The sequence below is a fragment of the Brevibacterium permense genome (assembly GCF_025506275.1).
GTDB classification, from domain to species: Bacteria; Actinomycetota; Actinomycetes; order Actinomycetales; family Brevibacteriaceae; genus Brevibacterium; species Brevibacterium permense_A.
In genome coordinates this window covers 170272-184015 of sequence record NZ_QYCP01000001.1, presented here as the reverse complement: position 1 = coordinate 184015, position 13744 = coordinate 170272, and the positions used below count along the sequence as shown (strand labels likewise).

Here is a 13744-nt window from a genome sequence, read left to right as displayed (position 1 = left end):
CACGGCCGGGACGGAACGAGTAGGCTGGTGGCAGCAGATACGGCCGACCCCGACCAAGGAGCATGTATGCCCATCGCCAGCCCCGAAGTGTATGCCGAGATGATCGACCGCGCGAAGTCCCAGGGCTTCGCCTACCCCGCGATCAACTGCACCTCCTCGCAGACGATCAACGCCGCCATCCGCGGCTTCGCCGAAGCCGGTTCCGACGGCATCGTGCAGATCTCCACGGGAGGCGCCGAATACATGTCCGGCCCGACGGTCAAGGACCGTGTCCGCGGTGCGATCGCGTTCTCCGTCTTCGCCGCCGAGGTGGCTAAGAGCTACGACGTCAACATCGCACTGCACACCGACCACGCACCGAAGGACGCCGTCGAAGCCTGGGTCAAGCCCCTGGTGGCCGCGTCGACCGAGCGCGTGAGGAACGGCGGTGAGCCCTACTTCCAGTCGCACATGTGGGACGGTTCGGCCGTTCCCCTCGACGAGAACCTCACCCTCGCCGAGGAGCTGCTCGAGCTCTCGGCGGCCGCACACTCGATCCTCGAGATCGAGGTCGGCGTCGTCGGCGGCGAAGAAGACGGCGTCGAGAACGAGATCAATGACAAGCTCTACACTACGGTCGAGGACGGGCTGGCCACCGCGCGGGCGCTGGGCACCGGTGAGAAGGGCCGCTACCTCACGGCTCTGACCTTCGGCAACGTCCACGGCGTGTACAAGCCCGGCAATGTGAAGCTGCGTCCCGAACTCCTCGGTGAGATCCAGGACAAGGTCGGCGCCGAGGTCGGCAAGGACGCTCCCTTCGACCTCGTCTTCCACGGCGGCTCGGGCTCGAGCGCAGAGGAGATCGCCGAGGCGGTCCGCCACGGAGTCGTGAAGATGAACATCGACACCGACACCCAGTACGCCTTCACTCGTCCCGTCGTCGAGCACATGTTCCGCAACTACGACGGAGTGCTCAAGATCGACGGCGAGGTCGGAGACAAGAAGCTCTACGACCCGCGCTCCTACGGCAAGGCCGCGGAGAAGGGCATGGCCGAGCGCATCGTCGAAGCCTGCCAGAACCTCGGCTCGGCAGGCACCAGCCTGAACAAGTGAGCTGAGGGGGCGCGGGGCAGGCGGCGCAGGCCAAACGTAGGTCGCTATCGGACATTTCTGAGCGCCAGAAATGTCCGATAGTGCCCTACGTTTGCCGACCGAAGTCCGATTGCGACCTATTCTCTCGGCGGGTGAATGGCACGAGGCCCGGGACGCCATTGTCCCGGGCCTCGTAGTCTGTCCCTCGGATCGGCAGACGAGGTGTCTGCCGATCGGGTGGGGAATCAGCCTTCAGGCACCGCTTCGCCGGCCTTGAGCCGAGCAACCCGCTGATCCCAGAAGTCGGCGTTGCGCACTCCGATCTTCTCGGGCTCGAACACCGGGTCCAGTCCGTGCTTGGTCTGGCGTTCGAAGTCGCGCAGGAGCTTGAACGCCGGCTGCTGCAGGATGAGGATGCCGATGATGTTCAGCCAGGCCATGAGGCCCACGCCGATATCGCCGAGCGCCCAGGCGCTGCCTGCCGTCGACATCGCACCCACGGCGACGGCGACGAGGATGAGCAGCTGCAGCACGCGCTTGCCGATGGCGAGCACCAGGGTGTTCTTGGCCTTGCCAAGTAGGTACACGAGGTTCGTCTCCGCCATGTAGTAGTAGGCGACGATCGTGGTCAGCGCGAAGAGGAAGATCGAGATCGCGATGAAGCTGGCACCGAAGCCGTGGATCATCGAGTCGAGTCCCGCCTGAGGCCACTTCTCGCCCGGAGTCGCGGCGATCTCCTCGGCCATCTGTCCGCGACCGGTGCCGATGATCGTCGTCTCGTCGGCATCGAAGACCTTGTACATGCCGGTGGAGAGGATCATGAACGCGGTCGCCGAGCACACGAACAGGGTGTCGATGTAGACCGATCCGGCCTGCACGAGTCCCTGCTTCGAAGGGTGCGAGACCTCGGCAGCCGAGGCTGCGTGCGGTCCGGTTCCCTGTCCGGCTTCGTTCGAGTAGATGCCGCGCTGGACGCCCCACTGGACCGCCATGCCGATGATGCCGCCGAAGGCTGCTTCCGGTCCGGCATCGATGCCGAAGGCCGAGTTGAACATCAGTTGGAAGACCGGAACGATCTGGTCGGCGTTGATGATGGTCACGGCGATGGCCGCAACGATGTAGATGACGGCCATGAACGGCACGGCCAGCGAAGCGAAGTGCGCGATGCGCTTGATTCCGCCGACGACGATGAAGCCCATGATGATGACGAGCGCGATTGCGGTGCCCCAGGTGGGAACGCTCCAGGCGTTCTCGACGGCGCCGGAGATCGCATTGGACTGGATGCCCGGCAGCATGAAGGACATGGCGATGACGGTCACGGCCGCGAAGACCATGCCGTAGACCTTGAACAGGCCGCGGGCCTTGGTGTGGCGGTAGGCCTTCTCGAGGTAGAAGGCCGGGCCGCCGCGGTACTCACCGGTACGGGGATCCTGTTCCTTGAAGATCTGTCCCAGGGTGGATTCGACGTAGGACGTCGAGGCGCCGAGGAGGGCAGAGATCCACATCCAGACGACGGCACCGGGGCCGCCGAAGCCGATGGCGGTGGCGACACCGGCGATATTGCCGACGCCGACGCGACCTGCCAGAGAGATCGCCAGAGCCTGGAAGGACGAGACTCCCTCATTGGAGCTCTTTCCCGTGAACATCTGCTTGAAGATGGCGGGGATCTGACGGATCTGAACCGCGCGCGAGCGGATCGTGAAATAGACACCTGCGCCGAGGCACAGGTAGACGAGGGCGGATGACCACACAACCCCGTTGAGCCAGTCGATGAAAGCGGACACGCTTCTCCATTCGTTCTTCAGTGCCGGGATCGCCGACACGGTGTTGCTTATCTAGCATCTGTGCCAGAGCACCGGCCGGCGGGGGACCGGCCAGTTTCACGAGAGTTTCCCTAGCGTTCTCTGTGATGCACCTCATAAGTCAAGCCGATTGTCATCGGTGACGCAAATCGCATTCGCCGAGGCGCCTCCCCGTCGCGCTGCCGTGGACGCGGTCGTGTGATTTCACGGGGCCGGGGAACGGTTCGCGGCAGGAGCGTGCGCGATATGGGGCGATGCTGGAGGGGATCTCAGCCATTGCGGCAAGGGACGTTTCGCTGTGTCGTCAGGGCCGCCTCGGCGAATTGTTGCGAAGTCGTTGCGAACTGGATCACTTCATGTGCGTCAGTTCACTATTTGGGACGGGAACCGTAAGATGTGGTGCGGATCTCTTCGAGCAAAGAAGACACGAAGAGCACTTGTGAAAGACAGGAACACCATGAAACGACGAACTGGCGCAAAGGCCGTGGCCATCGCTGCGGCCGGCGCTCTGCTCCTCTCCGCCTGCTCGACCTCGACGACCGGAGGCGGCGGCGGGGACGACAAAGGCGGAATGCTCACGGTCGGAACCACGGACAAGGTCGTGGCTCTCGACCCGGCTGCTGCGTACGACAACGGAAGCTCGCTCGTCGAACAGCAGATCTACCCGTACATCCTCGCCTACAAGCCGGGTACGGCCGAGCTCAACCCTTCGATCGCCGAGTCCGCTGACTTCACCGAGCCGACGAAGTACGAGGTCAAGCTCAAGGACGGACTCAAATACGCCAACGGCAACGAACTGACCTCCTCGGACGTGAAGTTCTCCTTCGATCGTCAGCTGAAGATCCAGGATCCCAACGGGCCCTCTTCGCTGCTGGGCGGTCTTAAGTCCGTGGAGACCCCGGATGAGAAGACCGTCGTCTTCAACCTCAAGCGCAAGAACGACCAGACCTGGCCCGGAGTCCTCGCCAGCGCCGCTGGCCCGATCGTCGATGAAGACGTATTCTCGGCCGACAAGGTCACGAAGGACCAGGAGATCGTCGACGGCAAGGCCTTCGCCGGCCCGTATACGATCGACGGCTTCAAGTTCAACGAGCTGATCACCTACAAGGCGAATCCGGACTACAAGGGCTTCATCGAGCCGGCCAAGACCGAGACCGTGCAGATGAAGTACTACTCGGACGCGAACAACATGAAGCTCGACGTCCAGGAGAACACCATCGACGTCGCGTGGCGTTCGCTCTCGGCCACCGACGTCGAGGACCTCGGCAAGAACGAGGACCTCAAGGTCCACAAGGGGCCCGGCGGCGAGATCCGCTACATCGTGTTCAACTACGACACGATGCCCTTCGGTGCGAAGACCGATGACGCCGACGAGAAGAAGGCGCTCGCTGTCCGCCAGGCCATGGCCGACTCCGTCGACCGTCAGGCGATCGCCAGCCAGGTCTACAAGGACACCTTCACTCCGCTGTATTCGCATGTGCCCGACGGGCTTCCCGGCTCCGATGAACCGCTGAAGGCCGAATACGGCGACGGCAAGGGCGGCGCCGACGTCGAGAAGGCGAAGAAAGCGCTCAAGGATGCCGGAGTCAAGACCCCGGTCGAGCTCAAGCTCCAGTACAACCCTGACCACTACGGCCCCTCCTCGGGTGATGAGTATGCCCTGGTCAAGGACCAGCTGGACAAGACCGGGCTGTTCAAGGTCAAGCTGCAGTCGACCGAGTGGGTGCAGTACTCGAAGGACCGCACCGATGACGTCTACCCGATGTACCAGCTGGGTTGGTTCCCGGACTACTCGGATGCCGACAACTACCTCATGCCGTTCTTCTACGACACGGATGAGACTCCGTCGTTCCTCGCCAACCACTACCGTGATGAGGCGATGAACAAGGAGCTCAACGCTCAGTCCTCGATCGCTGATAAGGGCAAGCGCGAAGATGCCCTGAAGAAGATCCAGGGCGAGCTGGCCGACGAACTGCCGACCCTGCCGCTGCTGCAGGGCAACCAGATCGCCGTGTCCGGCAAGGACGTCAAGGGCGTCGACGACACCCTCGACCCCGCGTTCCAGTTCCGTCTGGCACTGCTGAGCAAGTGATCACCCACACGAGGTGCAGGTGAGCCGATCAGGCCGCCTGCACCTCGTGGCGCGTCCGCGGTCAGCTCCGTACACCTGCAGTGACCCTCACTGAGTTGCGCCCTGTCGCGAACGCGTCGAAACACATCTCATAAGGAACACATGTCTGCTGCCATCAGCGAACCAGGGGCTGAGGCCGCCGAGACTTCGGTCGCGGTCAAGAAGCCCTCGGGAGGCGGTCTGGGACGTTATGTCCTCATCCGCTTCCTGCTCATCATTCCCACCATCTTCATTCTCACCACTCTGGTGTTCTTCCTCATGCGCATCACCGGTGACCCGATCACCGCAGCGCTGGGCGGACGTCTGACAAAGGCCCAACTGGCCGAGCGCGTCCACGCCGCCGGCTACGACCGGCCCATCCTCGTCCAGTACTTCGAATACTTGGGCAATCTGCTCAAGGGCGACTTCGGCACTGCGGTCTCCGACGGGCAGCCGGTCTCGTCGATCCTGCTCAACTACGGTGCAGCGACCGTCGAACTCGTCTTCTATGCGCTCATCGTCGCGTTCATCCTCGGCATCCCGCTGGGCATGCTCGCCGCCTACCACCGCGACAAAGCCCCGGACGCGGCACTGCGGGTGCTCGCGATCCTCGGCTACGCGACCCCGGTGTTCTTCGCTGGCATGATCCTCAAACTCGTCTTCGGCGTCTTCCTGCCGATCCTTCCCGTCGCCGGCCGCGGCACCACAGAGACCGAATACGTCATGTCCGGTGTCGTCGGCCCGACGAGGTTCTACCTCATCGACGCCCTGCGCATCGGCAACTTCTCCGTCCTCGGCGACGTCCTCGCCCATGCGGTGCTGCCGGCGATCGCGCTCGGCGTACTCACCGCCGGAGTGTTCCTCCGGCTCGTGCGCACGAACCTCATCGGCACGCTCGAGCAGCAGTACGTCGACTCCGGTCGATCCCGCGGAATCTCCGAATACCGCCTGGTCACCAAGCATGCGTACCGTCCTGCGCTGATCCCGATCATCACGGTCATGGGTATGCAGATCGCGCTCATGCTCGCCGGCGCCGTGCTCACCGAGACGACGTTCGAGTGGAAGGGGCTCGGCTTCAAACTCGCCGAGTACCTGACCGCCCGTGATTTCGTGGCAGTGCAGGGAATCGTCGTGTTCCTCGCCGTCATCGTCGCGGTCACGAACTTCCTCGTCGACGTCATCGCCGCGTTCATCGACCCGAGAGTGAGGTACTGATGTCCACTCCAGACAACCCGCAGAACCAGGGCCCGGTTGAAGAGGCCCAGACCTTCGCCGAGGAGGCTCCCGGCTCCGGAGTACCGGCAGCGGCGTTCGACGACCGGGCCAAGAAGTCCTGGTTCTCCCGCCTGCCGATCATCTCGCATCTGCGCCAGTCCGTGGGGCTGCAGCGCGGAATGCTCATCACCGGCCTCGTGCTGTGCGGAATCGTGCTCATCTGCGCGATCTTCGCACCGCTCATCGCCCCGTACGGCTTCAACCAGCTGGGCACATCCGAAGGCAACTTCGGGTCGAAGCTGCCACCCGGCGGCACCCACATCTGGGGGACGACCGTCGGCGGCTACGATGTCTTCTCCCGTGTCGTCTGGGGTGCCCAGACCGCAGTGGCCGTCATCGTCGTGGCCGTGGTCATGTCGATCTTCGCCGGCGTCATCCTCGGTCTCGTCTCCGGCTACATCGGCGGATGGCTCGACCGCATCCTCGTCGTCATCGCCGATGCCGTCTACGCCTTCCCGACCCTGCTGCTGGCGCTTGTCATGTCGATTGCGATCTCCGGCGGGCAGTCGAGTGCGTGGGGCGGCATCGCCGCGGCCGCATTCTCGATCACGGTCGTCTTCATCCCGCAGTATTTCCGCGTCGTCCGTGCCGAGACCCTGCGGCTGAAGGCCGAACCCTTCGTCGAATCGGCGATCGTCCTCGGCGCGTCGAAGACGCGGATCATCTCCAAGCACATCTTCCGCAATGCCACGCGGACCTTGCCGCTGATCTTCACACTCAACTCCTCCGAGGCGATCCTGACCTTGGCCGGACTCGGGTTCCTGGGCTTCGGCATCGAACCCACCTCGGCGTCGGAATGGGGATACGACCTCAACAAGGCACTGCCGGACGTCACCTCCGGTGTGTGGTGGACGGCGGTGTTCCCGGGCGTGGCCATCGTGCTCACGGTGCTGGGAATCACCCTGGTCGGTGAGTCGATGAACGACCTCAACGACCCGCGTCTGCGCGTGCGGCGCAAAGCCAAGGTCAAGAACGTCAAGCCCGCGGAGGTCACGGCATGAGCAAGCAGAAACACGAGCAAGCCGCCTCGGCGACGGGCAGCATCCTCGATGTCGACAGTCTCGACGTCACCTTCTCCACCGATGGCGGGGAGGTCCACGCCGTCAAGGACGTGTCGCTGAGCGTCTCGCCCGGTGAGGTGCTGGCGATCGTGGGTGAGTCGGGGTCCGGTAAGACCGTGACCGCCCGGTCCATCCTCGGTCTGCTGCCCGAGACGGCGCAGCGCTCCGGGGCCATCGTCATCTCCGGGCAGAACGTGCTCAGCGTCTCCGCCGATGAGCTGCGGGCCATGCGCGGCCGGGATGTGGCAATGGTCTTCCAAGAGCCGTCGACGGCGCTCAACCCCGTCTTCACGGTCGGGTGGCAGATCGCCGAAGGTCTGCGGGCGCACGATAAGAAGGCGAGCAAGGCCGACCTCAAATCTCGCGTCGTCAAGGCCATGCGGCAGGTCGGGATCCCCGATGCCGAAAGCCGTTTCGACTACTACCCGCACCAGTTCTCGGGCGGGCAGAAGCAGCGCATCGTCATCGCCATGGCCCTGGCTCTCGGGGCGAAGCTCATCGTCGCCGACGAGCCGACCACCGCCCTCGACGTCACCGTGCAGGCCGAGATCCTCGACCTGCTGCGCGAACTGCGCGACGAGACGGGCACCGCCATCGTGCTCATCACCCACAATATGGGCGTCGTCGCCGACCTCGCCGATCGAGTGGCCGTGATGCTGCGCGGGGACCTCGTCGAGGTCTCGTCCGTCGAACAGCTCTTCAATGATCCGCAGGAACAGTACACGCGCGAACTCCTCGCCGCTGTGCCGCGGATCGGGTCGACCGTGGCCGGCAGCCGCAAGGCCGCCGCCGACTCAGCACGCACCGCCTCGACGGGGGAGACCTCGGATGGGGTCGCCTCGGCGGGGGAGACGTCGGACGGGGCTGCCTCGGCGAAGGAGGGAGCCGCCTCGGCGAAGAACGGGGACGCGCGCGAATCCATCGTGACCGCGCGCGAGCTCGACATCGTCTACCCGGGCGGGATCGGCAAGTCGGACTTCCACGCGGTGAAGAAGGTCAGCTTCGACATCAGGGCCGGCGAGGTCTACGGGCTCGTCGGTGAGTCGGGGTCGGGCAAGACGACGATCGGACGCGCGATCGCGGGCCTGACCAGGGCAAGCGGCGGCAGTCTTTCCGTGCTCGGACATGAGATGGTCGGGTTCAAGGAGCGGGAGTTCACGAAGATCCGGCGTCGGATCGGGTTCGTGTTCCAGGACCCGGCGGCATCATTCAATCCGCACCTGACGATCGGGGAGTGCATCGCCGAGCCGTTCGCGATCCACCGTCGGGAGATGAGTCCGTACGACCGGTCGCAGCGAGTGCTCGAGCTCCTCGATTCCGTGCAGCTGCCGAAGGCGTATGCGGCGCGGTATCCGCATGAGCTCTCCGGCGGTCAGCGTCAGAGGGCGTCGCTGGCGCGCGGACTGGCGCTCGATCCGGAGCTGCTCATCGCCGATGAGCCGACCTCGGCGTTGGATGTGTCCGTGCAGGCGAAGGTGCTCGAGCTCTTCGTCGAGCTGCAGAACCGCTTCGACTTCGCGGCCCTGTTCATCAGCCACGATCTCGCCGTGGTCGACATGCTCTCCGACCGCATCGGGGTGCTCTTCCACGGTGAGCTGCTCGAAGAGGGCACGGGTGAGCAGGTGCTCGGTGCGCCGCGTGAGGACTACACGAAGCGCCTCATCGCCTCACTGCCGGTCCCGGACCCGAAGGAGCAGGCGAAGCGCCGCGAGCTGGCAAGAACCCTTCGCCCCTGATTACTACCTGACGGCGGCGCAGCAACCTCGCGCGAGGTTGCTGCGCCGCCGTCAGATAGCAACGGGGTCAGTTGGTGTCGGCGATGAAGTCGAGCATTCCGGCCTGATTGACCGGCAGGGCCAGCAGGCGGTCGAGTTCGGCTTCGTCGGGGTCGATACCGAGGATGCGCATCGAGTACTGAGTGAAGTCGCGCTCGATCATGTCAGGCGTCAGGTCGCCCGTCGGCCGGTACCACAGCGAGAGCGAATTGCAGATCGAGTGGATGGCGCGAGTGGCCAGAGCCGCACTGCTGACGCGGAACTTCCCTACGTCGATGCCGGCCTGGACGATATCGCCCATGATCTCGCGGGCCTCCCGCTGGAGTTCTTTCACGCGGACGGCGTTGTCGCCGGTGAGCCGTTCGGTGTCGCGCAGCAGCACGGTGGAGACCGAGACGTTCTCCATGCGATAGCGGGCGAGGTAGCGCACCGCCACGGCCAGCTGGTCGACGACATCGTCATCGACGTCGGCGATGACCGCTCGGCAGTGTTCGACGTACCAGGTATACGCTGTGTGGACGAGCTCGTAGAGAGCTTCCTGTTTGGATGGGAAGTAGTAGTAGAGCGCTGAGAGGCTCAGACCTGCTGTCTGTGCGATATCGCGGATGGACGCGCCGTCGAATCCTTTGTCCGCGAAGGTGTCCCGGGCCGAGCGGAGAATATTGTTGCGGCCGTTGGTTGAGCGCACGATGACCGGACTCCTTGCCTTGTTTTCCGTTGAAGCCGACTTTTTAACGAACAGTCTTTCACTTGCCCAACGACCATACACGACAGGTGGTCTCTGCGGGCCTGATTTCGCGCGGAATCACGGTATCACCGTGTTCGGCGTCCGGCTCCAATTGTGATCAGCATCACACCCGCGACCGGAATGATTGAGTCTTCAACAATGTTGGGCAGTGTGGAGTTGTAGCCGATCCGGTTCGCCCAGGTCGCAGGCTCCACCCGAGAACTCGACCGCCATGGCCGCCCGGCCGGTGGACACCGCTCAACGATTTGAGGACGCATATGCTCAACATTGCCATCATTCCCGGAACTTCCCGCCCGCAGGCCCTCAACCCGCAGATCGTGAACTGGGTCGAGCAGCAGCTGGCCGCCAATGACGATGTCCGCGCCGAGGTCGTCGACTTCGGCACCTTCGACCTGCCGCTGCTCGACGAGATCATCCCGGCGGGTGCGAAGATGTACGCCAACGACCACACGAAGGCCTGGGGCGCGAAGCTCGAAGAGTTCGACGCCTTCATCTTCGTCACTCCTGAGTACAACCACTCGATCTCCGGCTCGCTGAAGAATGCCCTCGACTTCGTCGCCACCGAGTTCAACCACAAGGTCGCCGGCATCGTGAACTACGGCGCCGACAAGGGAGTGCGCGCTGCTGAGCACCTGCGCCACATCCTCGCGAACTACAAGCTGGCCGTCGTGCGTGACCAGGCATCATTCTCGATCTTCACCGACGTCGCCGACGGCACGTTCACCCCGACCGAGGTCTCTGCCGCCCCGTTCGCATCCATGGTCGACGACATCGTCGCCTGGGGCGAGGCCCTGAAGTCCGTGCGCGAAGCCCGCGCCGAGGAGCAGGCCGCCTGAGTCTGCCGACAGCGCTGAACTGAGACAGGCCCGCCGGTCACCCGACCGGCGGGCCTCGTCGTCCCCGCCGCGACCGACACCATATCGGCCTGGTGATCGCCTCCCCGAGGCGGCCCGGCCCGACCGTGCACAGTGACCGTCCCCACGCCTGCGTTAGAGTCACAGTGATCAACCGTTCACTCAGCGATGCAAAGGACACCCATGGAACTGAAGAACACCGTCGCCCTCGTCACCGGCGGAGCCTCCGGACTCGGCCGCGCGACCACCGAACGCCTCCTGGCCGCTGGCGCCCAGGTCGTCATGGTCGACCTCAACGCCGAGGTCGGGCAGCAGGCGTCAGCCGAACTCGGCGATGCCGCTCACTTCGTCACCGCCGACGTCACCAACGAAGAGCAGGTTCAGGCCGCAGTCGACACCGCCACCGGGCTCGGCGCGCTGCGCGTCGTCGTCAACTGCGCCGGTGTCGCGACGCCCGGGAAGCTCGTCTCCCGCAAGGGCCCGCTGCCGCTCGAGGCGTTCCAGAAGGTGCTGAACATCAACATCGTCGGCACCGTCAACGTCTGCCGCCTCGCCGCCGCGGCCATGCAGGACCAGGAAGCGGAGGGCGAAGAGCGCGGGGTCATCGTCAACACCGCATCGGTGGCGGCTTTCGACGGTCAGATCGGCCAGATCGCCTACTCGGCGTCCAAGGGTGCTGTGGCCGCGGTGACCCTGCCGATGGCCCGCGAACTCGCCGCCTCCCTCATCCGCGTCGTCACGATCGCTCCGGGCATCTTCGAGACCCCGATGATGGCAGGCCTGCCCGACGACGCGCAGGAGTCCCTGGGCAAGTCCGTGCCGCATCCGGCTCGGCTGGGCAAGCCCGCCGAGTACGCGCAGCTCGTCGAATCGATCGTCGCCAACCCGATGCTCAACGGTGAGACGATCCGCCTCGACGGTGCCATCCGGATGGCACCGAAATGATCGGCTAGGGAAGTTCAGCGGTGTGCGTTGACGAGCAGCGCCAGCTGCACCCGGGAGGTCACCTCCAGCTTGTCGAAGATGCGCGCCAAGTGGGTCTTCACCGTCGCCGTCGAGACGAACAGTGCCCTGGCCACCTGCGCGTTCGTCAAACCCTGCGCGACCGCCTCGGCGATCTCCCGCTCCCTGGTCGACAGGGAAACTAGCGGATCCCGACCCGGCGCCGAGGCAGCCGGACGGGACGACATCAACGTGGCCAAGGCGGTCTCCGACAGCGTGCGGGTGCCGTCGGCTGCCGCGCGAACGGCATTGATGAGCTCTTCCGGCGGGGTGTCCTTGAGGATGTAGCCTGCCGCCCCGGACTGCAGGGCGCGGTGGATGAAATCGTCGGTCCCGAAGGCCGTGAGCATGAGCACCTGCGGATGTTCGGGATCGGACAGCAGCGTCTGCGCGGCCTCGAGGCCGTCGAGGCGGGGCATCCGGATGTCCATGAGCACGAGGTCGGGACTCAGCCGACGGGCGAGGTCGATGGCTTCGACTCCGTCGACCGCCTCGGCGATGACCTCGATATCGGTCGCCGCGCCGAGGAGGAGCTTGAGCCCCGAGCGCATGAGCGATTCGTCGTCGGCGATGACTACCCGAATGCTCATGTCTGCGTCTCCTGCTCGTCGGGGGAGTCGATCGTACCGGCAGTTCCCGGGGCGTCGCCGTCTGTGAAGATGTCGGCACCGACGGGAATGCGGGCGCGGAGGGTGAACTCCGGGGTCGTCGTCACCGTGAGATCGCCGCCCATGGCCTCCATTCTCTCCCGCAGTCCGAGCAGCCCCAATCCGGATCCGGTGACGAGCTGCTGTGCTCCGGCGCGGAAGGCCGGGGCCAGGCCCGTGTGCGGATTGCTGGCGACGAGTTCGAGGTGACCGTCGGCCTCGTCGAAACCGACCTTGATCGTCACCTTCTGGCCCGGGGCATGCTTGACCGCGTTCGTGATCGCTTCCTGGACGAAGCGGTAGATCGTCGTCTGCTCGAGTGCCCCGCACCGGTGGAGCGCCTCGGCGGTCACCGGTTCGCGGTATCGCAGTTCGGCGGTGTCGCCCCTGGCCGCGACGAGGCGGTCGATGTCGGGGTCGATGACCGTGCCCTGGTCATCGCTGCGCAGCATCGTGAGCACCTCACGGAGTTCGACGCCGGAGCGGCGGGCAGCATCGGCGATGAGACGAGCACTTTCGCGGACTTCGTCGGGGTCGAGGTCCTGCCGCACGGACAGCGCACCGGAGTACATCGCGATGACGGACAGGTGATGGGACAGGGAGTCGTGCATGTCGCGGGCGATGCCGCGGCGCACCTCGGCAATGGCGCGGTCCTGCCGGGAGCGTTCGCGCAGCAGGGTCTGCGCGGCGGAGTCGATGAAGCCCTGTTCGCGGGAGCCGCGGATGACGCCGACGATGACGATGACGGCGTAGAGCGTGCTGCCGAAGACGAACACGGGAAGATCGAAAGCCCCCGCCGCCTGCGGAGTGAGGACGTAGGTCGCGGAGAACGCTGCCAGTGTGGCGGCGAGCCCGCCGAAGTCGAGTGCCCAACTGCGTCGGGCCGACAGTGAGACGAGCATGACCGAGGCGGCGAAGGCGCCGAGGATGCTGACAGTGCCCAGGAGGATCCCGATGATCCCGACGGTGACAGGAACCCAGCCGCCCGGTCGGCGCTGCAGAGTTTCGACAGATCCGTCGGCTGCGAGGAACTCATCGCCGCCGTGGCCGGTGACGGTGAGGAACTCGCGCAGCTTCTCCGCGGCCAGCACCTTCGGACGCAGCTGTTTGCGCGGCACCCGGCGTCCATCGACGACGAGGACGATGGGCAGACAGACGAAGGAGACGAGGCCGAAGGCGACGTGGACGAAGATCTCGGCACTGAGCGCATCCGCCCGGGGGCCCGCATCCTCGGTTGCCGGCCATTGGTTTCCGACGATGACGACGAGCAGGAGCACGCCGACGACGGCGGAGATGCCTGTCCAGAGGAGGGCATGCGCCAGAGGGCGGCGGACGAGGCGAGGAGTCACCCTTCGAGCCTACCGGGGTGACGCCTGTGAGGCTGTCGTCCGAAAGGATG

Annotated in this window: 11 protein-coding genes; 7 read left to right on the top strand and 4 right to left on the bottom strand. The window is 65.1% G+C overall.

What is annotated here, in order from left to right; translation table 11 throughout:
• Positions 1-66: 66 nt before the first annotated feature.
• Positions 67-1092, top strand: coding sequence for a class II fructose-bisphosphate aldolase (gene fbaA, locus D3I60_RS00780; RefSeq protein ID WP_262774089.1), 1026 nt, complete (start codon positions 67-69; stop codon positions 1090-1092).
• A gap of 224 nt (positions 1093-1316) precedes the next feature.
• Here fbaA and D3I60_RS00775 read toward each other — a convergent pair whose 3' ends face one another.
• Complete coding sequence (locus tag D3I60_RS00775) at positions 1317-2855, bottom strand: alanine/glycine:cation symporter family protein (RefSeq protein WP_262774087.1); 1539 nt, start codon at positions 2853-2855, stop codon at positions 1317-1319.
• 475 nt (positions 2856-3330) lie between these two features.
• On the opposite strand from D3I60_RS00775, the gene D3I60_RS00770 reads away from it, so the two are divergent.
• The 4 genes from D3I60_RS00770 to D3I60_RS00755 all read left to right on the top strand — a co-directional run bounded on the left by D3I60_RS00770 (position 3331) and on the right by D3I60_RS00755 (position 9055).
• The gene (locus tag D3I60_RS00770; protein ID WP_262774085.1) at positions 3331-4965 is read left to right on the top strand and encodes an ABC transporter substrate-binding protein; all 1635 of its coding nucleotides are present in this window, start codon (positions 3331-3333) and stop codon (positions 4963-4965) included.
• A 141-nt stretch (positions 4966-5106) separates the two neighbouring features.
• Positions 5107-6198, top strand: coding sequence for an ABC transporter permease (locus D3I60_RS00765; protein ID WP_262774083.1), 1092 nt, complete (start codon positions 5107-5109; stop codon positions 6196-6198).
• The gene (locus D3I60_RS00760; RefSeq protein ID WP_262774081.1) at positions 6198-7259 is read left to right on the top strand and encodes an ABC transporter permease; all 1062 of its coding nucleotides are present in this window, start codon (positions 6198-6200) and stop codon (positions 7257-7259) included. The genes D3I60_RS00765 and D3I60_RS00760 overlap by 1 nt, the downstream gene beginning before the upstream one ends.
• Positions 7256-9055 carry a dipeptide ABC transporter ATP-binding protein gene (locus tag D3I60_RS00755; protein ID WP_262774080.1) on the top strand — a complete coding sequence of 600 codons (1800 nt, stop codon included), beginning with the start codon at positions 7256-7258 and terminating at the stop codon, positions 9053-9055. Before D3I60_RS00760 ends, D3I60_RS00755 begins: the two co-directional genes overlap by 4 nt.
• A 67-nt stretch (positions 9056-9122) precedes the next feature.
• Here the strand turns inward: D3I60_RS00755 and D3I60_RS00750 are convergent, their stop codons facing one another.
• On the bottom strand, positions 9123-9782 hold the full coding sequence (locus D3I60_RS00750) for a TetR/AcrR family transcriptional regulator (RefSeq protein WP_262774079.1): 660 nt from the start codon (positions 9780-9782) through the stop codon (positions 9123-9125).
• A gap of 317 nt (positions 9783-10099) precedes the next feature.
• Between D3I60_RS00750 and D3I60_RS00745 the strand changes: the two genes are divergently transcribed.
• Positions 10100-10678, top strand: coding sequence for an NADPH-dependent FMN reductase (locus D3I60_RS00745; RefSeq protein WP_262774077.1), 579 nt, complete (start codon positions 10100-10102; stop codon positions 10676-10678).
• 201 nt (positions 10679-10879) lie between these two features.
• Complete coding sequence (locus D3I60_RS00740; RefSeq protein WP_262774075.1) at positions 10880-11641, top strand: 3-hydroxyacyl-CoA dehydrogenase; 762 nt, start codon at positions 10880-10882, stop codon at positions 11639-11641.
• 14 nt (positions 11642-11655) lie between these two features.
• Here the strand turns inward: D3I60_RS00740 and D3I60_RS00735 are convergent, their stop codons facing one another.
• Positions 11656-12288, bottom strand: a complete 633-nt coding sequence (locus D3I60_RS00735; RefSeq protein ID WP_262774073.1) for a response regulator — start codon at positions 12286-12288, stop codon at positions 11656-11658.
• Positions 12285-13694 (bottom strand): sensor histidine kinase, encoded by a 1410-nt coding sequence (locus D3I60_RS00730; RefSeq protein ID WP_262774071.1) that lies wholly within the window; start codon positions 13692-13694, stop codon positions 12285-12287. The genes D3I60_RS00735 and D3I60_RS00730 overlap by 4 nt, the downstream gene beginning before the upstream one ends.
• Positions 13695-13744 lie beyond the last annotated feature (50 nt).

What these genes read in the sequence shown, in the direction of transcription:
- fbaA (WP_262774089.1), top strand. Translation starts at nt 67, where the DNA reads ATGCCCATCGCCAGCCCCGAAGTGTATGCCGAGATGATCGACCGCGCG.
- D3I60_RS00770 (WP_262774085.1), top strand. Translation starts at nt 3,331, where the DNA reads ATGAAACGACGAACTGGCGCAAAGGCCGTGGCCATCGCTGCGGCCGGC.
- D3I60_RS00765 (WP_262774083.1), top strand. Translation starts at nt 5,107, where the DNA reads ATGTCTGCTGCCATCAGCGAACCAGGGGCTGAGGCCGCCGAGACTTCG.
- D3I60_RS00760 (WP_262774081.1), top strand. Translation starts at nt 6,198, where the DNA reads ATGTCCACTCCAGACAACCCGCAGAACCAGGGCCCGGTTGAAGAGGCC.
- D3I60_RS00755 (WP_262774080.1), top strand. Translation starts at nt 7,256, where the DNA reads ATGAGCAAGCAGAAACACGAGCAAGCCGCCTCGGCGACGGGCAGCATC.
- D3I60_RS00745 (WP_262774077.1), top strand. Translation starts at nt 10,100, where the DNA reads ATGCTCAACATTGCCATCATTCCCGGAACTTCCCGCCCGCAGGCCCTC.
- D3I60_RS00740 (WP_262774075.1), top strand. Translation starts at nt 10,880, where the DNA reads ATGGAACTGAAGAACACCGTCGCCCTCGTCACCGGCGGAGCCTCCGGA.
- D3I60_RS00735 (WP_262774073.1), bottom strand. Translation starts at nt 12,288, where the DNA reads ATGAGCATTCGGGTAGTCATCGCCGACGACGAATCGCTCATGCGCTCG.